Here is a 20,603-nt window from a genome sequence, read left to right on the forward strand (position 1 = left end):
TCTATGCAGATGCACCTAATGAGAAATGGTTAACCGATGTAACGGAATTCAAGTACGGTAATGGGCAGAAGGCGTATCTGAGCGCCATTCTTGACCTTCATGACAACACGATTATCTCTCATGTACTTGGGCGATCCAATAACAATCCGCTAGTATTCCAGACGTTAAATTTAGCTTTGCAAGAGGCTTCAGGAAGCAAGCCTATGCTTCATAGCGATCGTGGTTACCAGTACACATCTCTGGCCTTCAAAAAGATATTGGACGAGAACCATATAACTCAAAGCATGTCTCGAGTTGGGCGATGCATCGATAATGGCCCGATGGAGTCGTTTTGGGGAACTTTGAAATGCGAGAAATATTATTTGCACACCTACGAAACCTTCGAGGATCTCAAAAGGGATATTGACGCATACATCCGCTTCTACAATTACGAACGGTTGCAAGGCAAACTAAACGGCCTCAGTCCAATGGAATTCAGGACTAAGGCCGCATAACTGATTTTTATTTTTTGTACTGTCTACTTGACGGGGTGCAGTTCAGGATGCTGGTTAGCCTCATTAATAAAATCGAATGAATTACAATCTGCCTCAATCTCCGGACTAGATTCCCTAATATATACAAACATTAAAAAAGGTCAACCCAGCTTTTCTGGTTGACCTCATCGTACAAGTTGCTCCATACATAGAATACTCTGCATATGGATGCGTCCCTTTATTTACGGTAGTGCCTCTTAGCGCGCGGCGGACCTAATATTTCTGCCCATACAACAGCTTTGCGCAAATCCTCGGCTTGCAAGGATGCAGCAATGGCGCTTTTGCTTCCTCGTCTTGATTGTTCTACAGTCGCTGCCTTCGTTTTGTTCGCTGCAACGCTCTGCAGCGTGCGCCCCAGCCCTGCAGCATGTGCTTGGCTGCTCTCTCTGTATGACGCCGAAGACTCCGGTCTGACATCTTCCCGCAGCTCAGCAGCAGGATAGTAAACCGTCTGTGCTTGCGTTTGTTCCGGCTGTGGACGCTCGTCTCCGCGATCCCTTTCAAGAGCCCGGGGGGTCTGCATGCGAGGCAAGCCGCCTCCGCCGAAGTCCGGCATCTGACTTGGCTTCCTCTTCGAACCCGATTTGCCGAATAAAGAAGCCAAAGCGCCAATAATAATAACCACAATAAATATATTATTTAATAAAAACTCAATAATTCTCATCAAGAACTCACCTCCATGGCGCGGCAGCAAGGCCTGTCAACCGATGATGGAGCAGCTGCATTAACGACCATCTTTGTCGTCTATCGAACCGTCAGACTTGCCAATGGAGCTGCGCATTTGGGTGTCTGCTTCAATATTTTTCAGGTTCATGTAATCCATGACCCCGATTTTACCGCTCCTAAGCGCTTCTGCCATAGCAAGCGGCACTTGAGATTCCGATTCAACGACACGCGCTTCCATTTCAACGACCTTCGCTTTATTTTCTTGCTCCTGGGCAACCGCCATTGCGCGGCGCTCCTCTGCTTTAGCTTGAGCAATTTTCTTATCCGCTTCTGCTTGCTCGGTTTGCAAATGCGCACCGATGTTTTTGCCTACGTCAACGTCCGCGATATCAATCGATAAAATTTCGAACGCCGTGCCTGCATCTAGGCCTTTACCAAGCACCGTACGAGAAATCATATCCGGATTTTCTAATACATCCTTATGCGAATTAGCAGAACCAACTGTCGTTACGATACCTTCGCCGACACGGGCTATAATCGTTTCTTCGCCGGCACCGCCGACGAGACGATCGATATTCGCACGAACCGTTACACGAGCCTTAACTTTTACCTCGATACCGTCCTTTGCTACTGCAGCAACAATAGGAGTTTCGATCACGCGCGGGTTAACGCTCATCTGAACCGCTTGCAACACGTCACGTCCGGCCAGGTCAATCGCAGCCGCACGCTCGAAAATGAGCGGGATATTGGCGCGCTGCGCAGCGATCAATGCATTTACGACGCGGTCAACGTTACCCCCTGCCAAGAAATGGCTTTCCAGCTGATTAATATTAAGACCCAGACCGGCTTTTGTTGCTTTAATGAGCGGGTTGACGATACGGCTCGGAACAACGCGCCGAAGCCGCATAGCCACGAGCGTAATAATACCTACACGAACACCCGATGCCAGCGCGGAAATCCATAGCATAATCGGGAAGAAGCTTAGAAATACGGACAAAACAACGATCGCTACCACAACTAAAATTAATACAGAAATTATTGGATCCATCTTGTCTAACCTCCAGTTATCAACTATTTTTAATTGCCTACTTCTTGAACAACCACCCAGGTACCCTCCGCTTTGATGACTTTAACTGTACGCTTAACGTCAATAAATTCGCCCGAGGTAACGACATCAATCCGTTTGTCGCCGATTAATACCGTTCCGGCCGGGCGCAGCGGCGTAATCGTTACCCCCTCTAAGCCAAGCAATGAGTCCTTGACGTCCGCAGATAAATAGCCTTCCTCCGTCGTCAGCTTATCGCGAAGAATAAATTTATTCCATATGCCTCTCATTTTATTCATCCTCACAAAAATCGTAATAATTATAGTCGCAACAACAAACGCAACAATAATGGAAATAAACGCCGTCATCGGATCAGGAGCCGCTATGACAACACCCGTAATTAAAGCTGCGCTGCCAAGAATGCCTAAGATCCCAAAGCTCGGTACAAACACCTCGATTATGAGCAGCGCGATGCCAAGCACAAAGAGAACGACTGCTTCTATGCCGGCAAATCCAGCAACGTAATGACCAAAGAAATAAAGACCAAACGACACCATACCTATTATGCCTGGCACACCAAAACCTGGTACCAGCAGTTCAATAACAACGCCCGCAATACCAAGAATGAGCAGCACTGTCATCACCACCGGATTAACAAGCCATCTGGCGACATTTTCGGCAATCGAAGGATTCACCTCAATTTGGGTTCGCTCCTCGAGACCAAGCCACTTCACAACATCATTAACCGATGCGGCTGTATGATCCGAAAAGCCGACCTTCTCCGCTTCTGCAGCAGACAAGCTCAGAATTTCACCCTTCAGCTTATCTCTGCCGATCTTGTCTTGCAGCATAACTACAACATTCGGATCAACCATAGCGGTCGCGATGTCTTCATCCCGTCCGTTCAAGCTGGCTGCGGTTCTCATCTCCGATACCCAGAAAGATATCGTTTTGGGATTGTCAATTAGCTCTCCAGCTCCATTAACAACGGCGGCCGCACCAATCGTGCTGCCTGGCTGCATCACGATATTGGACGCATTAAGCGCGATGTAGGTTCCTGCAGAAACAGCCTTGCTCTCTACAAATGCGGTAGTCGGTATTTTATTCTCACGAATAAGATGCCCGATATTCTCTGCGTTGATTACTCTGCCTCCCAGTGTATTGATGACTAAGATAATGTGGTCGGCCTTAGCTTCCTCCGCTTCTTTAAAGGCTCTTTTCAAAAAAGATTCAAGACCTGATTCAACCGTCTGCTTAACGGGAATCACGTAGACAGCCGTGCCAATTTCATCTGCTGCTTGAGCTTGCTTGGCCGGCGCGGCGAACAGCCCTGCAAGCGTTACGAGCAGCATTGCTGCAAGCAATAGGATTGGAGCGACGGTTGACCTTCTCCGCCCTTGAATCATTTGCAAGAAGACTCCTCCTTTTTTACCTTTATTAAGTCCTATTACGGTCAAAAGCAAATAATGTTTCATGTTTCGTATATGTAGGATAACACAGCTTCTATATTTTAGGTGAGGGTCAGAAAATTACAGGAACGCTGCATGTAAAAAAACACCCCTAAGCAGGGGTGTTTTGTGAGTCCGAATGTTTAGTTACTTTAGAAGTTGCTGTACGAACTGATTTACTAGTTTACCGTCAGCGCGTCCTTTTGTTTTAGGCAAAAGGGCATTCATAACTTTTCCCATATCGGCTTTGGAAGAAGCACCGAGTTCATGGATGGTCTGTGTTACTATCTCTTGAATCTCTTCTTCAGTCAGCTGCTCGGGAAGGTATTGACTAATAATTTCAATTTCTACTGCAAGATCGGCAACTAGATCATCGCGGCCGGCTTTTTTAAATTCTTGGAGGGAATCTTTACGTTGTTTGATTTCGCGACTCAATATATCAAGCACCTCATTGTCGTCCAAAGGACGCTTGAGATCGATTTCCAAGTTTTTCACTGACGCGCGCATCATACGAATAACGCTTAGCTTAAACTTGTCCTGATTCTTCATGGCTTGCTTCATATCGTCGGTCAATCTATCGCTCAGGTTCATTATGGAAGGATCCTCCTAAAACTTTCTCTTGCGCGCAGCCTCAGACTTTTTCTTGCGCTTCACACTTGGCTTTTCATAATGCTTGCGTTTTTTCACCTCAGCTAGAACTCCATCTTTAGCGATGGAACGTTTAAAGCGGCGAAGCGCAGCATCAATAGTTTCGTTTTTGCGAACTTTAGTTTCAGACACCAGTTTTCCCTCCCTCCGAAACAGACCGTCCAGAGCTAATACACGGTTTATCAAATTTCATTATATGTCAAACCAAAAGGCAGTGTCAACTTTAGATCTCACCTAATCGCGGAGAAAGTTTTGCGCCTCCGAGTAAATGGATGTGGAGATGATAAACAACCTGTCCTCCATCCGCATTTACGTTGTTCACTAGACGGTAACCTGAATCTTCAATACCCAGTTCCCTCGCAATCTGACGAGCAGCAGCGAACAGCTCAGCTATAAGCGGAGCATCTTCATCCGTAACGTCATTCATCGTAGCGATGTGCTTTTTCGGGATAATAAGAATATGTATCGGAGCGGCAGGCTGTATATCATGGAAAGCAAGGATATGATCATTCTCGAATACTTTCTTAGAGGGCAGGGCACCATCGATAATTTTGCAAAAAAGGCAGTCCATAAGGTTTTTCACCCCCTATTTGTTCTCTTCCTCCATATTATAGTGAAAAATAGAGTGCTCGTCCAATTTAGCGCTGGTACTCGCTTGCGCTCTGTTATGGGATGAAGGCTGAACCTGCTCCCATTACAGAGCGTAAGCCTGGATCGTTTAAAAAAACGGCAATAATGTAATTGCCAGTAATGCAGCAAGCGGAAACACCTGCCGAATAAATCGTCTGCGCGGATAGTAAGGATAAGGATAAATAGGAGCCCCAAATGACGCATACGGAAGAAAAGCTCGATTTTCCCACTCATTCGTGCCGCATGGTACTGCTATGCAGACAATCTCGTCGTCAATATGCTCGATGAAACCGTCGCAGCACCAGCCATCATGTGTCTGCACGAGCACATACCGGTTTTTATGACTCTCGCACCATTGCTTCATTTCCTGCTGTTCAGCCATTGTATTTTCCATGGAATCAGCCTCCTGTTCATTCATCATATTCACAGGTAGGCGTTTGGCTACTAAGTACACCCTCGAATAAGCCGCTATGCGGCAGGATGTTTTACGGGCTGCTCATTCATAAGCTGATACAGCCGCTCTACATGCTCGACCCAGTCCAGTCCGCTGGATAGACGAATAATGGCTGAACGGTTATCTGCAAGATTCGTATTGAATCCGCTCAATTCATCAGCCATTTGCTCGAACGCACGCTTTAGCGAAAGCAGGTAGGTCCGATCCTCATCTTTTAATGGCCCGTCATAGCTGCCGACTTGCTGCATGGAGAAATCCACATGATTAATGAATAGGAGCGCAGGCTCGGGACTCAGCTTATTATCGCTTGTCGATATCCGGTCTGCTTGCGCAATCAGCTCTATCACGCCTGAACTCAAGACGGCAGCCCTTCCGGAGAAATATTTTGCTTCTAACCGGTCCTCAGCCTGCTTGCTGTTCAGAAGCTCGTCCATTTGAGAAATCAACTCACCGAAATACAGCTTGGACTCAACAGCCGCCTTATAAATCTTTTGCCCCGTTTCGAAGCTCGCTTCCTGCTTGTGCTGCAAATACAGTGTGTACAGCAGCACATTCCCGATTAGACTGAACACGAGTATGACCAATGTAATCGGCAGAGCTATTGAGCGCTTTCCCGTCTGTTGATGCTCCAACTTCATAGCCTCCCTTCTATTCCGAAATGGTCTTCTTCAGTTCCACCGACTCGCCGCCATCGAAGAAAAAGACATGACATTCTTTAATTTTCCGGCCAAGCACCGCCTCGATCGCTTCAGCATAAAGCTCAAGCTGAAAGCGATGACGTTCAGCGGCCTCATCCCAGTCTCTCTTATAGATCCGGTCCGTCTTATAATCGAGTAGAACAATCCCTTCATGATCCTCAAACAAACAATCGATAACCCCTTGGATTAAAATTTTTTCAGCTGCAATCGACGGGTCCGAATCCGGATATACCCGGCTTGCGGAAAACATGCAGCTGAACGGAACCTCCCGACGGACCCAATCCGCGTGAAGCAACCGCTGACCCAGCGTGCTCTGGAAGAACGCATTGACAGCACCCAAATCAATCGCTTGCGATTGTTTTTCTGTCAATAATCGTCTCTCAATCATATGATTGAGTGTCAGCTTCAGCTTGGCTTCATCGAGTGCTTCTGACAAAGTTACATGCTGCATGAGCAAGTGATGAACCGAGCCCTTCTCAGCTGCTGTTAAATTTTTCTCCTCCAGGAAGGATGGTCGCCTTAAACGGAAGGTATAGTTGTCTAAGGTATCGGCCGCAACAGCTGGATCGACAGGCTCAGTACTCCTTGGCATGATAGCTTCTTCCATTTGTACCGCATCATCGGCTGCCTCCGCGTGCAGTCTTTTCATTTCAGTGACCGATGTTTTTGCTGCGAGCGCTGCTGCCGCTCCATGCGGATACTGCCATTCCAGCCTAGCCCGCAGCTCCTCGTCCTGTTCGATATTCTCGAGCAGCGATAACGTCGTTACGGCTTGCAGACGTTCCTCCAAAGGAGTGATTTGCAGATCATCCGCTTCTGTCGCTGCAGCTGCCTCTACGCCGAGCAGGGAGGCTGAAACAATGTCTGTCTGCCACCGGGGAGCACTCCTTGTTCCTTCTTCCCGCTCAGCTATCTGTTTAGCAGCAAGAGGACCTAACCAATCGATAAACGAACGTGCTGAAGCCACACGAAAATCCGGCAGCATGCCATTTTCTTCAACAGCCGATATCCACCGCTTCAGCTTTGCCTCCGCATCGGATACTGTCCCGATGAGAAACATTTTCTCCTTAGGCCGTGTTAACGCGACATACAAAATACGCATTTCCTCCGCAAGCATTTCCATTCGCATCGCTCGACGTATAGCAAGATACGGCAGCGTAGGATAGCTTATTCGCAGGGTCGGATCCACATATCGAGGCCCGAAGCCCAGCTGCTTATGCTTTAAAAAAGCAGAACGCATATCCTGCATATTAAATGACTTCCCTAGCCCGGCCACAAATACAACCGGGAACTCCAGTCCCTTGCTTTTATGAATAGACATGATCCGTACCACATCTTCCTGCTCGCCCAGCGCTCGCGCGGTGCCCAAATCGCCTCCGCTGTCTCGCATCCGTTCTATGAATCTGAGGAAGCGGAAAAGTCCGCGGAAAGATGTGGCTTCATACTGACGTGCCCTATCGTGAAGAGCGCGTAAATTAGCCTGTCGCTGCGTCCCGCCAGGTAAGCCTCCTACAAAATCATAGTAGCCGGTTTCCAAATAAATTTCCCAGAGCAGGTTCGCCAACGAGCCCTGCCTTGCTTCCGTACGCCAGCGATCCAGCTTATCCAGAAAAACCGACAGCTTTCTTCGAGATTCCTCCTCCAGATACCTGTCGCCAGCAGCGAAAAGCACTGCATCGTAGTATGTAGCCTTGGCAGAGAGAATTCGTATGCGAGCCAATTGCTCTGCTTGAAGTCCAAACATAGGTGAGCGCAGCGCTGCAGCCAACGGTATATCCTGATACGGATTATCGATGACCCGCAGCAGAGAAAGCACCGTTTCTACTTCAGTTGCATCGAAATATCCGCTGCTAAGCTCAGCATATGCCGGTATGCCGCCGGCCTGCAGCTCTTCGATAAGGATTGGCGCCCATTGCTGCGTTGCCCGCAGCAGTATAACGACATCTCTCCACTGCATGCTTCTGCTTTCCTTGCGCTTATTGTCATATACCTGATAGCCGCTGTCTATCATGGAACGAAGCTGCTGAGCCATCCACCTTGCCTCGAGCTGCGCCGACTTAAGCTCTGCAGCCGATTCAGCGGCAGGCAGCTGCTCGGCTGGATCATTGTCCTCGACTTGATCGGTGAACGCCGAGCTGTCGCTTTCCTCGTCATCGCTCTGCTCGGGGTCCGCTTTGTTAAGAATAACAAACTCGACCTGACAGCGGTCCGCCGGGATCGGCTCGGGATAGGCCGCCCCGCAGACAAGCTCGGCACTTTCATCATAATCCATCTCTGCGACATTCTCCCGCATAAGGGCTCGAAACACAGCGTTCACGCCATCCACGACTTCTGAGCGGCTGCGGAAGTTCCGCGCCAAATCTATGCGCAGACCATGCCCTGATTCCGAGTCTGTCGCTTCATTTTCCGCTTGAATGGACCGGTACGATTTATATTTCTGCAAAAAAAGCTTTGGCTCTGCGAGCCGAAAGCGATATATACTCTGCTTAACGTCGCCTACCATGAAGCGGTTGCCCGCTCCAGGACGTTCAATTAAAGAAACAATAGCTTCCTGTACCTTATTCGTATCCTGATACTCATCAAGCAAAATTTCATCAAATTGCTGCTGGTATTCAAGCGCAGCTACGGAAGGGAGCAAACGGTCCGGCGTCGAAGCCGGATCTCGCAATATGCGAAGGCAATAGTGCTCCAAGTCGCCAAAATCAAGAAGACCCTTCGCCCGCTTTGCGGCCTCATAGCCTCGACCAAACTCGATAACCAGCTCAGCCAGTGCGCGCATGAGGGGAGCCAGCTCCTGAAGCTCCTCCACAAACTGCTCAGCCGTCCTGCCGAATAGCTCATCCGCAAGCGTCGTGATCAGCTTTTTGGCATGATCCCGCAATTCCTTGGCTTGCTCTTGAAGCAGCTTGTCGTATTCGTCTCCGCGCATCGCCCTCAGCTTACCGAATTGAACCGCTTGAAATGGCTCTATCCATGTTTCCCAAGGCTGTGTGCAAACCATGTCGGCAAGGTCATTAACCAATAATAGGTCCTCATCAAAATTAGCCGCATAAGGCGCTGGTCCTGCAGGCATACGCGTCAGCTCCAGCGCTTGCTGTAGCAGCGATGCTGCACCCTCGAGCGCTAGCTGGATATCGTTTTGCAGACTTTTGATCCATGCGCTTTGCTTAAGCTCGGACACATCCGACACATGAAAAGCCTCTGCCGTGTGCCGCAGCCAGTGTTCCGGCCAAGGATGACTTTGGGAAAAATCAAAGAGCTGCTGTACAAGGCGGTAAAGGGGCTCATCCCCTCGCTCGCCGCCATAACGGTCCGCTAGCCGCAGAAACGCACCTTCATCTCCAGCTCCCTCATATTTTTGCTCAAATAGCTGGTCAAGCACATCAAGCCTCATGAGCTCGCTTTCCGTCTCATTCGCGATCCGAAAACCGGGATCAATTCCAATAAACGGATAATAGCGTCTAATGACATCAAGACAAAAAGAGTGAAGCGTAGTTATAGACGCGCGGTTCATCAGCGCGAGCTGACGGCGCAGATGCTCCGATTCGGGCTGGCGATCCAGCTCCTTCTCGAGCGCGAGACGGATGCGATCCTTCATTTCAGCCGCCGCCGCCTTCGTAAACGTAGCTACGAGCAAGCGGTCTACATCTGTGTGCGCCGATATTTTGCGAATAATCCGTTCCACGAGAACGGCTGTTTTACCTGAGCCGGCAGCTGCCGCGACGAGTATATTTGAGCCGCTAGTGACAATGGCATCCCACTGATCGTCCGTCCAGGTGCTGTTTTCCGGCTTTGGCGAATCCTTTGCAGTGTGCATGGTCCATTACTCCCTCTCCAGCTGTTGCCAAATATCATCTATCGAAGGCTTGCTCAGCTTTCTGTACGCATTGCCATCGAATTGCGTATCGAATTGGCATACCGCTTTGTAATCACAATATTGACAGGGCGATTTTGTCCCCATACGGTATGGTTCGATGGAAACCTCACCCGCTTGTATCCCGCTGCCTATTCGGGCTATCGTCTTTCTGACAGAATGCCGCAGCGTATCCCACTGCTCATTTGTAACGACCGAAGAGCTGCTGTAAAAGCTGCCGTCACGCTTTAGAGCAACAGGAAGCAGCTCCGAGTAACCCGTCTCAAGCTCATCGTCCATCAGGCGAACGGTATCCGTGTCAGCAGTAATAAGCCCGCGCATCTTGAAACGTTTCAGCAATTTGCCTTTAACCTCGGATGAGCTAATGCCATTCGTCAGCGCGAGCAGCGGATTGTGAACGTGAAAATATAAAACACCTGCTGGTGAAGCCGGTTTTCCAAGCCAGTCTGAAGCATGCGTAACCAGCACATCAAGATAGGTTAGCATTTGCAGGGAGAGCCCATATACAACATCCTCCAGCTTAAGCTGCGTCAGGCTTGATTTGTAATCGAGGACACGCAGAAGCAAGCCTTGCTCCGTCTCCGCAGCGTCTACACGGTCTATTCTGCCGATGATCTCCATCAAGCCGCCGTCCTCAAGCTGAATCAGAAGAGCGGGGAGGCTCCCGCCCGGACCAAAATCAACCTCCGTGCCAACGGGGTGAAATTCGGCTCGCCTAGCATGCTCACCCAACATCAGCACCGCTTGTCCTATGATCTCCTTCAGCTTGCGGGCGATGTATTGAAATCTGCTGCTGCTTAACAAAATTTGCGCCTGAAGTTTCGGTGTAAGTTCATCCACTGTCTTGGCAGCAGCCTCTTTTAATTCTGCTGCAGCCATTTGGCCCCATTTCGGACCAAGATCGACAGTCAATCTGCTTAAAGCAGCGTGGAATAGCTGCCCCACATCCGGCGCTTCAAGCCGGTAGAGCTTGCGTTCGCGCAGCTTCAAACCATGAATCGCAAAGTGCTGAAATGGACACGATACGAATCGTTCCATCCGTGACACGCTTACCTGCAGCCGATCACCGTATAATCGTCTGGCTGTATCCTTTGATAATGCATATTCTTGGTTCACATAGGTCAACGACCCCGTTAGAATCTGAAGCTTGTGCTGCCATTCCGGGCGAACGGCATACCAGTTATATAGATCCCACCAAAATGGAGCAATGGCTGCTCCTTGCCTCCAATTACGGATGGCCGCGATTAAATAAGAAAGTGTTCGCGCAGGACGAGCTATGAACATCCTTTGATCCAATACAGGCAAACCAGGGGTCGGCTCCGCCGCAACGCTGCGTACGGATATTCCTGGAAATAACTGCCGCAGTTGGCGAACAACTTCTGACGGAAGCAAGCTTTTCCCTTCCTCATCCGCTTGCGCCCAGCTAATCCATAAATGACGGCTAGGCGTCGTCAACGCATTATAGATCATAAATCGTTCATCCAGCAGCCTTCGCCTTACGCCGGGGGCCATCACAAGGCCATCCTCCGCCAGCCGTTCACGCTCTGGTTCAGTTAGAATGCCGTCTTCCTTCACCCTCATTGGCATAACGCCGTCATTAGCTCCAAGCACATAACAAACCTGTATGTGACCCGATCGTGTACGGTCTATGCTGCCGATCAATACCTGGTCAAGCGCAGGCGGTACAGCTGCGAGCTTTAAACTATCCAAGCCGGCTTCAACCATGCCTGCAAATAATTCAGGCGAAACCGTCTGCTTCCCTGCCAGCTCAACAAGCTGATCGAGCAGCTGCATGACGCTGTCCCACAGCTGTCTATGGCTTCTTGCACGCTGGGTATTGCCGGCTGCAATATCCTGTCTGCTCCACCGTTCCAGACGGTCAGCGGAATCAGATTCATCAAGCAAGCGATAAAGCGCCTCACACATGGCTTGTACATTGTCAGCTTTCTTCAATGCTTCACCGAAGCGTTGAAGCGGAGGCACTACCGCCTCGCCTGCTGCAAGCACGATATCAAATTCAAGCTGTGCTTTCTCGCTTATTACTGTCTCGATATCGCTGTCATCGTCCAGCGACACAGAAACTAAAGGTCGCCAACGGTTCTTCTCGAGCCACTTCCACCCGTCTATCCCGGCAGCCAGCGCATAATTTTCAAGCTTATCGAACCATTCTCGCGGCAGACTGTCGTCCATAGGAAACAGCATCTCTGTTTTGACACAGCGGAACACCGCATCATACCGCCATCCGAACAACACGGTCTCCAGTGCGGAACGAATGAATTCCACTAATGGATGATGGACAGCCTTTTCCTTCTGATCGACAAAATACGGGATGCCGTAATCATGGAATACGAGTGCAATATAATCCGTATAATCCTCCGCATTGCGAACCATAACGGCGACATCCCGCCAGCGAAGCTTCTCTGTCTGCGCACGGCGAATAATATCACGAGCGACGGACTCCACCTCTGCGCGCCGATTTGCTGCCGCATGCAGCGATACCCCGCAGCGGGGATGCTCGGGCTCTAACAGTTTCTGATCCGGTAAAAGCATTGGGATGCGGTCATTGAAATGTTTCTCTAAATGGGCCAGCATCGGACTATCTTGAAATCTAACAGGCTGCTTATGATCAAGCACGATAGGCGTGAGCACGGTAACGTCATGCATCGCGGCAAGCTCTATCAGCTTATTATACGTCTCCGCCGTCGGATGAAAGAGGTCCAGCTCATGCGGCAGCTCTCCAGGCTCATAAGGACGGTTCAGCGTTAGCGTAACCGTTACCTGCGCTGCGGAAGCCATCAATGCGCCGAGCGCTTCAAATTCAGCAGGCGTAAAACCGTAGAAGCCGTCAACCCAGAACTGTGCTCCCTGCATCGCAGGCGCGAGCGCAAATCCATTTTGCAAATAACGCAAATAATCCTCAGCATCTATATATAAGCCCGCGAGCTCCTGCTCCATTTGACTATAAATAAGCTGCAGATCATGCAGCTTGCGCTTTAATAATTTGGAGTGCGCTGTGTCGGCATCTGCAGCGCCGAGCTTCTCCTGCAGCAGCTCCGAATCAATGCCGTACCGCTTCCACTCTGTGATCAGCTCAGCGAGCCGGTCAATAAATCCCGGCTGCTCCGCTCCGCTCTGGAAGAGCTCCAGCTGTTGACCAAGTCGATGAACGATTTTATAGAGCAGCATATGTTTGCCCGTATCGCCAATCGGAACGAGCGCTGTGCCGCCCGTCTCTTGCATAACCCGAAAGGCTAAACGATGGAAGCTTAGCGCCTGCGCCCTAATCGTGCCAAGCAAACCGCCTTGCTGAAGCAGCGCATACTCCGTCTGAAACGTTGCCTGCTCCGGAACAAGCATCACAAGCGGAGCACCATCTGGCTGCTCACGCAGCTGCTCCCTCATTTCGTTTAAGCAAAAGGTAGTTTTCCCGGTTCCAGATCGGCCAATGACAAAACGAAGCGACATATGCAGCCCTCCCGTCTATTCGTTAGTTCTCTATTACCTGCTTCTAACCTCAAAAATGGCAAACTTCAAATAATGTCCCTCATTAACGCCAAGCAGCTGCGGATGATCCTTGCCTGCAGCACGCCATTCCACCAGACGGAGCAGCTTCCCTGCATCTACCGCTGCTTCCTGAATCGTCTCAAGAAACAGTTCCGGACGCATATGGTAAGAGCAACTCGCCGTAACGAGATAACCGCCCTCGTTAACCAGCTTTAACCCTTGCAGATTAATGTCCTTGTATCCGCGGCACGCCCCCGGCACAGCAGCCTTCGTTTTGGCAAAAGCAGGCGGGTCAAGGATGACGACATCCCATGTCCTCCCCGCTGCGCCTTCCAGCTTCTTAGACGTGTCTACTCCTCCCAAGCCGCGCTGCTTACGCTCATCGTTCCCTTTGACCTGTGAGCGCAAATATTCGAAAGCGTCAGCCACGACAAATTCCACACGATCGGTAAACCCATTGCGTGTTACGTTCCGCTTTGCTGTTTCTATCGCGTGCTCGGAAACATCAAGGCACGTTACTTTTTTTGCTCCGTATTTGCAAGCATGCAGCGTAAAGCTGCCTGTATGGGCAAAGCATTCCAGCACGGAAGCCCCGTCCCAAAACGGGTACGTAACTATTTTACCATTCGAATTGACAGGTACACGCTCATCACCTGCATTACCCTTTGCAGCAGCGCTTCCAGTTTCCGCCTCTGCTCTCGTCATCAGACGAATGCCGCTCCGTTCTCCCCAGCCCGTCATAAGCGGAGCAATCGATGCTCGATTCTCGCGTTGGTCGAAGAAATAGCCGGTTTTCTGGCCTTCTACGATGTCTACCTCAAGCTTAAGTCCGTTTTCTTCGATTTCCAAAATCGATGGACATTCTCCGTACAAGACGCCAGTGCGCTCCTCCAAGCCTTCCAGCTGACGTACGCTCACGTCGCTGCGCTCATAAATGCCGCGAGGCTGGAAGGTATCAATCAAGGCTTCGATTAGAGCCTCGCGCCTCACATCCATACCAAGCGTCAACAGTTGCAGCACAAGCACGTCATTAAACCGATCGACGACAAGCCCCGGCAGGAAGTCGGCTTCTCCGTAAACAAGACGGCAATCGGAATCAGCTACAAAACGGCGACGATGCTCCTGACACTGCTGCAAGCGAACTCTGAAAAAATCGGCATCCATTGCCTCTATGGGCTTATACGCAACGATCCTAACTGTAATTTGAGACTTCGGATTCCAATAACCCGTTGCCAAGTAACGCCCTTGGTGGTTGACGACATCAACCAGATCGCCCGGATTAGCTTCACCCTCCAATCGATCGATTTCTGTCGCATAAACCCACGGATGGCCTTGCTCCAAACGTTTTTTTCTTGCTTTTTGCAACCAAATTTTTGAATTGCTCACGTTCTCTCTCGTCCTCTCTGTGTGAAGCTTGTCATGCTTGTCTCTATTGCAGCATACATATGTATATATACGAAACGAACCTTTTGCAAGTAAGAAGGAGACCGTCCAATGATTCAAACGATTCTCATCCCCATGCTGCTCGGATTCGCCGTGTTTATGTGCGGTATGAAGCTGATGGAGCTCGCCCTTCACCGACTTGCAGGTCCTTATTTAACCCGATTTCTGGCGCGTTCGACCGCAACGCCCGTTCATGGATTGGCCGTAGGCACCGTTTCGACTGCATTCCTGCAGAGCAGCACAGCAGTAACAGTCATTGCAATCGGAATGGTTAACGCAAGACTGCTTACATTTCCCAGAACCTTAGGCATTATACTCGGCACAAATATCGGCACGTGCATAACGACCGAGCTCATTGGCCTAAATTTAAATAAGCTGGCCCTGCCGCTGCTCATCACTGCAATCGGTACATGGCTATTGACAGCTCTTATTGGCGAAATCCGACTATTTCCAGCCTTGCGCAAGCAGCCATGGATGAATTCGCTCCGTTCCTCTGCTGTCGCGTTATGCGGCTTTGCCTTGCTTCTGACTGGACTTAGCATGATGCAAGGCGTCGGCCCCGCTGTTCAAGAAAGCGATATGTTCGGCTGGTTTTTGGCAAAAGCTGATGACAGCTTATGGTGGGGGCTTGCGGCTGGAGCCATCCTGACCGCAGCCGTGCACAGCAGCGCTGCCGTTATAGGTCTGATTATGGGCTTCACAGCCATTGGGGCAATGCCCATCGAGCTTGGCATAGCTGTCGTTCTCGGCTCCAATATCGGCACATGCGCGACTGCTGTGCTTGCTTCGCTAGGCGGATCGAAATCAGGTCAATTCGTAGCCTTATCTCACGTTGTGCTGAACGTAGGCGGCGCTTTACTATTTATGCCCTTCATCGGAGAGCTAGGTATAGTCTCCGAGTGGTTTTCCTCATCAGCAGCAAGCCAAATCGCTCACTCTCAAACGATTTTCAACATCATTAGCTCACTAATTGCGCTGCCTTTCTGCTACTTGCCCGCATTCCGAAGGCTGGACCCGGTTACATGAATTAATTCGTCTCAATACCTAACAGATGCAGTGCGCCTGCTACGATACGATGGTTGTTATCGTAGCCAGATTGCTTCTGCCGCCTCCAAGCGTCGTAAGGATCAAACCAATCAACGCCTCGAATCTCCTCAACCTGCGCCTGCAGTGAACCGCCTACCGCTTCGACTAAATAATAATGAACCTCTTTATCTACCATGCCAATGGAATCATGCTGATATTGATATTTAATCTGGTCAATCGGAGCGATAATCACCCCAACAAGTCCCGTTTCTTCGGCGATTTCCCGCAATGCGGTTTGTTCGATCGTCTCACCGGCCTCCATTTTCCCTTTTGGCAGCGAAACCTTTCCATATCGATCCTGTATGAGCTGAATTTGCAGCTTCCCTTGCTCGTTATGGCGGTATACAACGCCGCCTGCTGAAATTTCCTTCATGTAAGGGTCCCCCTTGCAACGTTTCATGATTAGTATATGCAGCAAAGGATTCCCCCATCGATTCCCTAACAGGAATCGATAAGCAAAGGAATCCCCCGCACGCGTTAACCTTACTTATGCTCTTATCGCCTCAGGGTGCTCCAGAATAAAGCTGTTCTGCTCGAGACCGCTATCCGCCGGCTGACCTCCGAGCACGCGTACCAACTGACCTCGGCATTCGTTTACGCCAGCCTCTGTAATCTTCACACGGCACAATTGACCAATAAGCTCCTCTGAGCCATTAAATACGACTTGAATATAATTGTCGGTATAGCCCATTACCAATCCCGTTCCCGGCGCTCCCTTGTAATCGCGCTCTGGAATAACATCAAGCACTTGGCCTATATATTGTTTGGCATATTGGAGCTGCATCTTCTCCGACAAGTCGATCAGCTTATGAACGCGCTCGTTCTTCACTTCCTCATCTACCTGCTCCTCCATACGCGCTGCCGGCGTACCGGTCCGCTTGGAATAAGGGAATACATGCATCTCCGCAAACTGAAGCTCCTCCATAAAGCGATAGCCGCTCTCGAACATCTCCTCGGTTTCACCAGGGAAGCCAACGATAACGTCGGTGGTAATCGCAACGCCAGGCATTGCTTCATGCAGCCTCTTGATTTTTGCAGCAAATTCTTCCGTTGTATATTTGCGGCGCATCCGCTTCAGCACGGAATTTTCTCCAGCTTGAAGAGGGATGTGCAGGTGACGACACATTTTGCTGGAACGATTGAGCACATCGATCATCGCGTCGTCGATTTGACTTGCTTCAATCGAGCTGATCCGAATTCGCTCAAGTCCCTCCACCTTGTCGAGATCCCACAGCAAGCTGGTTAAATTGTAGTTTTCCATATCATCGCCGTAGCCTCCGGTATGGATGCCCGTCAATACAATTTCCTTATAGCCGGAAGCGACTAGCTGCTTCGCCTGCTCAAGCACACTTTGCGGCGCGCGGCTCCGGGACAGACCGCGAGACCATGGGATGATGCAGAACGTACAAAAGTTGTTGCAGCCCTCTTGAATTTTGAGAAAGGCGCGTGTCCGCTCCGAGAAATCAGGTACATCTAGCTCTTCAAAATCACGGGTCTTCATAATATTGCGAACAGCGTTCACTGGTTTGCGGTCTTCCTGAATTTGATCGACAAATGTCATAATTTTATCGCGGTCCTGCGTGCCGATTACTAGATCAACGCCCTCAATCGCCATAATCTCAGCAGGGGATGTCTGAGCATAACAGCCAGTTACCGCGATCACCGCATCCGGATTACGGCGTACGGCACGTCTAATAATTTGGCGGCTTTTCTTGTCCCCTGTATTCGTTACTGTACATGTATTAATTAAATACACGTCAGCAGTCGATTCGAAATCGACCTGCTCGTAGCCTTCGTTTTTGAACAACTGCCAAATCGCTTCCGTATCATAGAAGTTTACTTTGCAGCCTAATGTATAAAATGCGACTGATGGCATAATGATTACGCTCCTCCCATTTCTCCGGATTCATATAATAAGCAGGCTAATGCTACGATTCCCGCTGTTTCCGCTCTTAAAATTCGCTTGCCAAGACCTACTAAAACGGCGCCGGCCGCTTCGGCTTCTGCTGCCTCACGCTCTGTAAAACCGCCCTCTGATCCAACAACAAGCAGCACGTGAGGTGAGATTACAGCTTCGGATTCACTTTGCTGACCAACCCAATCCTGAACAGACGCACGAATGCCTCTGCCATGTGCTGCATGTCCTTCACGTTCAAAGCAGAACAAAGTTAAATCATAGGACTCAATCGCCTTAATCAGCTCTCGCCAGCTATGTACCGGCTCGATAGCCGGAATTCTGTTCCTATGCGACTGCTCGGCTGCTTCCTTAGCAATTTTACTCCAGCGCTCGATCCGCTTCGCTTCCTTCTTCCCGTCATACTGGACGACCATTCGCTCGGATTGAAACGGAATGAAGGAATATGCGCCTATTTCCGTGCCTTTTTGTATAACAAGCTCCATCTTATCGCCTTTCGGCAAGCTTTGCGCAATCGTAATGGACCACACCGGCTCTCGATCATTCGGAAGCATCTGGACAATATCCGCCTTAATCTCCATCGACGAAGCTTCTCGAACGACAACGAGCGCCGTCCGTGACTCTCCATCGCTTACGATGAGCTTGTCACCCGGCTTCGAACGCATCACTCGCGAGGCATGATGTGCATCCTCGCCGATTAAGCGGACCTCGGAGTCGCTGAACTGCTCCGCAGCTACAAAATATCGTTGCATTGTTGTTGTCAAACCACCCTTACACAAATTCCATTCTTCATCATACCATGTTTCATTTTGTAAAATCTATGGCAAACCTGTTCCAGTCAAAAGGCGCAAATACGGCCTCACACCAGGAAATGAGCGTAAACATAATATCTCCTGAAAGACTTAAAATCGGATCTAACGTTACAGCCCGCAGAGGCGGTATGAACACAATCAGTAAAAAAATAAACATTCCCCACTGCACATTCTGATCCATTTTGTACCGCACCTTTAGCGGCATTAAATCCGCTATAATCCGATAGCCGTCTAGCGGCGGCAAAGGGATTAAGTTAAATACAAACAACAAAAGGTTAATCGAAATAAGGTAATAAAAAAAGTGCACAAGCGCCATATAGACGCCATCGGAGCCAGCGTGGAGAAGTCCCGTTTGGTTTAATACATAGAGCAAAACCATACCAATCGAAGCGACCAGTAAGTTACTGAGTGGACCCACAGCCGATACGATTATACTCATGAGCCTCGGGTTTTTGAATCTGCTTGGATTGACGGGTACCGGCTTCGCCCAGCCGAAGCCCGCAATAAGGATCAGTATCGTACCTAACACATCTAAATGGACGCGGGGATTCAGCGTCACTCGCCCTGCTTTGTAGGCTGTATCATCACCAAATTTATAAGCGCTGTACGCATGCGCAAATTCATGCAAAGTAAAAGCGATAATAAGCACTAGCGCAATAAATGGCAAATCCTCGATCGGATACCATAAAAACCGCTGTAAGTCCATTAACCCACCTGCGGCTTTCTCGCCACAAATGCAATCCAATCCTCATCGCGGCGCTTTTCGATAATTTCGAACCCGGAACGAATCAAGCCTTCTTCCACATCGGTTTCCTTGTTTTTGTATACACCTGATGCAATATAAATGCCGTTCGGTTTCAAAGCTTCAAATACATCATCAACAAACAGCAATATAATTTCCGCCAATATATTAGCTACAACCAAGTCAACAGGCAGTTTGACACTCAACGCTTCATGCTTTGCTATTGAAGCCTCATTAGAAGCCCCTTCCTTCAGCACGCCAAGCAGGTCACTCAGCCTTACCTCCACCTGCTGTGAGAGGCCATTTAGTGATACGTTCTCCGTGGCACTCGATACGGCGATAGGATCAAGATCAAGAGCGAGCACGCTCCTTACTCCTAAACGGCAAGCACCAATCGCCAATATGCCCGAGCCCGTCCCTACATCGATCATCTCTTCCCCGCCGCGCACAACCGACTCAAGCGTCTGCAAGCATAGAGCGGTGGTAGGGTGTGTACCCGTTCCAAAGGCCATGCCAGGATCAAGCTCGATGATGCGCTCACCCGGTGCAGCCTCGTATTCCTCCCAAGTCGGTTTGATTGTTAATGTATCGGACACACGGATCGGCTTGAAATATTGCTTCCAAGCGGTCGCCCAATCCTCATCGTCGACAGCTGCTGCCGAATAAACAACCTCTCCTGGATCGATATCAAATTCACGGAGCTCTTCCACACGAGGCTTCAAAGCTTCTATGAGCGCTCCCGTATCTGTGTCTTCTGTAAAATATCCTTTAATGATCGCTTGACCTTCAGGGATATCGTTAAGCGGCAGCTCATACCATTGTCCAAGCGAGGTGTCGCGCTGCTTGTTCAACGTGCCCGATTCTTCAATAGATACGCCGCCGGCTCCCATTTCATGCAAAAAGTTAGAAATCATCTCCTGCGCCTCTTCGGTCGTCGAGATTGTAAGCTCATGCCATTTCATATGTATGTTCCTCCATTATAGTACGTAAACGACTGTCGCCAACAGCAATAGGCACAGCGAACGTTTATTCTCTTATTAAAAAATCTAACATCTATTGTACAACAGATTAGTGCCTTTGCACAAAAAATACAAAAGAAAGCCTG

The 20,603-nt window shown here is 49.6% G+C and carries 18 protein-coding genes; 2 read left to right on the forward strand and 16 right to left on the reverse strand.

Going from position 1 to position 20,603, the window contains the following annotated elements; genetic code table 11:
* Window positions 1–494 (forward strand): IS3 family transposase (locus ACO9K6_RS06330; protein WP_424766702.1); only part of this gene is annotated, 494 nt, incomplete at its 5' end.
* Between the two features lie 217 nt (window positions 495–711).
* Here ACO9K6_RS06330 and ACO9K6_RS06335 read toward each other — a convergent pair.
* The 11 genes from ACO9K6_RS06335 to ACO9K6_RS06385 form a co-directional block, all read right to left on the reverse strand.
* Window positions 712–1,200: a hypothetical protein gene (locus ACO9K6_RS06335; RefSeq protein WP_424766703.1), complete on the reverse strand. Its 489-nt coding sequence runs from the start codon at window positions 1,198–1,200 to the stop codon at window positions 712–714.
* Window positions 1,201–1,257: 57 nt separating this feature from the next.
* Window positions 1,258–2,247, reverse strand: a complete 990-nt coding sequence (gene floA / locus ACO9K6_RS06340) for a flotillin-like protein FloA (protein WP_424766704.1) — start codon at window positions 2,245–2,247, stop codon at window positions 1,258–1,260.
* 29 nt (window positions 2,248–2,276) lie between these two features.
* Complete coding sequence (locus ACO9K6_RS06345; protein ID WP_424766905.1) at window positions 2,277–3,650, reverse strand: NfeD family protein; 1,374 nt, start codon at window positions 3,648–3,650, stop codon at window positions 2,277–2,279.
* A 189-nt stretch (window positions 3,651–3,839) separates the two neighbouring features.
* Window positions 3,840–4,283, reverse strand: a complete 444-nt coding sequence (locus tag ACO9K6_RS06350) for a GatB/YqeY domain-containing protein (protein ID WP_424766705.1) — start codon at window positions 4,281–4,283, stop codon at window positions 3,840–3,842.
* A gap of 15 nt (window positions 4,284–4,298) precedes the next feature.
* On the reverse strand, window positions 4,299–4,472 hold the full coding sequence (rpsU, locus tag ACO9K6_RS06355) for a 30S ribosomal protein S21 (RefSeq protein ID WP_005547957.1): 174 nt from the start codon (window positions 4,470–4,472) through the stop codon (window positions 4,299–4,301).
* Window positions 4,473–4,563: 91 nt separating this feature from the next.
* Window positions 4,564–4,911, reverse strand: a complete 348-nt coding sequence (locus tag ACO9K6_RS06360; protein WP_424766706.1) for a histidine triad nucleotide-binding protein — start codon at window positions 4,909–4,911, stop codon at window positions 4,564–4,566.
* 147 nt (window positions 4,912–5,058) lie between these two features.
* Window positions 5,059–5,364 carry a hypothetical protein gene (locus tag ACO9K6_RS06365; RefSeq protein WP_424766707.1) on the reverse strand — a complete coding sequence of 102 codons (306 nt, stop codon included), beginning with the start codon at window positions 5,362–5,364 and terminating at the stop codon, window positions 5,059–5,061.
* Window positions 5,365–5,438: 74 nt separating this feature from the next.
* A complete protein-coding gene (locus ACO9K6_RS06370) occupies window positions 5,439–6,056 on the reverse strand; it encodes a hypothetical protein (RefSeq protein ID WP_424766708.1) in 618 nt (205 codons plus the stop codon).
* Between the two features lie 16 nt (window positions 6,057–6,072).
* Window positions 6,073–9,939, reverse strand: a complete 3,867-nt coding sequence (addA, locus tag ACO9K6_RS06375; RefSeq protein WP_424766709.1) for a helicase-exonuclease AddAB subunit AddA — start codon at window positions 9,937–9,939, stop codon at window positions 6,073–6,075.
* Between the two features lie 6 nt (window positions 9,940–9,945).
* Window positions 9,946–13,461 carry a helicase-exonuclease AddAB subunit AddB gene (gene addB / locus ACO9K6_RS06380; RefSeq protein ID WP_424766710.1) on the reverse strand — a complete coding sequence of 1,172 codons (3,516 nt, stop codon included), beginning with the start codon at window positions 13,459–13,461 and terminating at the stop codon, window positions 9,946–9,948.
* 33 nt (window positions 13,462–13,494) lie between these two features.
* Window positions 13,495–14,886 carry a class I SAM-dependent rRNA methyltransferase gene (locus ACO9K6_RS06385; RefSeq protein WP_424766711.1) on the reverse strand — a complete coding sequence of 464 codons (1,392 nt, stop codon included), beginning with the start codon at window positions 14,884–14,886 and terminating at the stop codon, window positions 13,495–13,497.
* Between the two features lie 108 nt (window positions 14,887–14,994).
* Between ACO9K6_RS06385 and ACO9K6_RS06390 the strand changes: the two genes are divergently transcribed.
* A complete protein-coding gene (locus ACO9K6_RS06390) occupies window positions 14,995–15,969 on the forward strand; it encodes a Na/Pi cotransporter family protein (protein ID WP_424766712.1) in 975 nt (324 codons plus the stop codon).
* 1 nt (window position 15,970) lies between these two features.
* On the opposite strand, the gene ACO9K6_RS06395 is transcribed toward ACO9K6_RS06390, so the two are convergent.
* The 5 genes from ACO9K6_RS06395 to prmA all read right to left on the reverse strand — a co-directional run bounded on the left by ACO9K6_RS06395 (window position 15,971) and on the right by prmA (window position 20,460).
* Window positions 15,971–16,402 carry an NUDIX hydrolase gene (locus tag ACO9K6_RS06395; protein WP_424766713.1) on the reverse strand — a complete coding sequence of 144 codons (432 nt, stop codon included), beginning with the start codon at window positions 16,400–16,402 and terminating at the stop codon, window positions 15,971–15,973.
* 114 nt (window positions 16,403–16,516) lie between these two features.
* Entirely contained in the window at window positions 16,517–17,905 is a 1,389-nt protein-coding gene (gene mtaB, locus ACO9K6_RS06400; RefSeq protein WP_424766714.1) for a tRNA (N(6)-L-threonylcarbamoyladenosine(37)-C(2))-methylthiotransferase MtaB, read from the reverse strand.
* Between the two features lie 5 nt (window positions 17,906–17,910).
* Entirely contained in the window at window positions 17,911–18,696 is a 786-nt protein-coding gene (locus ACO9K6_RS06405) for a 16S rRNA (uracil(1498)-N(3))-methyltransferase (RefSeq protein WP_424766715.1), read from the reverse strand.
* A gap of 52 nt (window positions 18,697–18,748) precedes the next feature.
* Window positions 18,749–19,462, reverse strand: a complete 714-nt coding sequence (locus ACO9K6_RS06410) for a site-2 protease family protein (RefSeq protein WP_424766716.1) — start codon at window positions 19,460–19,462, stop codon at window positions 18,749–18,751.
* Entirely contained in the window at window positions 19,462–20,460 is a 999-nt protein-coding gene (gene prmA, locus ACO9K6_RS06415) for a 50S ribosomal protein L11 methyltransferase (protein WP_424766717.1), read from the reverse strand. The genes ACO9K6_RS06410 and prmA overlap by 1 nt, the downstream gene beginning before the upstream one ends.
* Window positions 20,461–20,603 lie beyond the last annotated feature (143 nt).

Source organism: Paenibacillus praedii, assembly GCF_049725345.1.
GTDB lineage: Bacteria > Bacillota > Bacilli > Paenibacillales > Paenibacillaceae > Pristimantibacillus.

Bases quoted from the DNA above. Each gene is read 5' to 3' on its own strand.
- floA (WP_424766704.1), bottom strand. From the start codon at position 2,247: ATGGATCCAATAATTTCTGTATTAATTTTAGTTGTGGTAGCGATCGTT.
- ACO9K6_RS06345 (WP_424766905.1), bottom strand. From the start codon at position 3,650: ATGATTCAAGGGCGGAGAAGGTCAACCGTCGCTCCAATCCTATTGCTT.
- ACO9K6_RS06350 (WP_424766705.1), bottom strand. From the start codon at position 4,283: ATGAACCTGAGCGATAGATTGACCGACGATATGAAGCAAGCCATGAAG.
- ACO9K6_RS06360 (WP_424766706.1), bottom strand. From the start codon at position 4,911: ATGGACTGCCTTTTTTGCAAAATTATCGATGGTGCCCTGCCCTCTAAG.
- ACO9K6_RS06365 (WP_424766707.1), bottom strand. From the start codon at position 5,364: ATGGAAAATACAATGGCTGAACAGCAGGAAATGAAGCAATGGTGCGAG.
- addA (WP_424766709.1), bottom strand. From the start codon at position 9,939: ATGCACACTGCAAAGGATTCGCCAAAGCCGGAAAACAGCACCTGGACG.
- addB (WP_424766710.1), bottom strand. From the start codon at position 13,461: ATGTCGCTTCGTTTTGTCATTGGCCGATCTGGAACCGGGAAAACTACC.
- ACO9K6_RS06390 (WP_424766712.1), top strand. From the start codon at position 14,995: ATGATTCAAACGATTCTCATCCCCATGCTGCTCGGATTCGCCGTGTTT.
- ACO9K6_RS06395 (WP_424766713.1), bottom strand. From the start codon at position 16,402: ATGAAGGAAATTTCAGCAGGCGGCGTTGTATACCGCCATAACGAGCAA.
- mtaB (WP_424766714.1), bottom strand. From the start codon at position 17,905: ATGCCATCAGTCGCATTTTATACATTAGGCTGCAAAGTAAACTTCTAT.
- ACO9K6_RS06405 (WP_424766715.1), bottom strand. From the start codon at position 18,696: ATGCAACGATATTTTGTAGCTGCGGAGCAGTTCAGCGACTCCGAGGTC.
- ACO9K6_RS06410 (WP_424766716.1), bottom strand. From the start codon at position 19,462: ATGGACTTACAGCGGTTTTTATGGTATCCGATCGAGGATTTGCCATTT.
- prmA (WP_424766717.1), bottom strand. From the start codon at position 20,460: ATGAAATGGCATGAGCTTACAATCTCGACGACCGAAGAGGCGCAGGAG.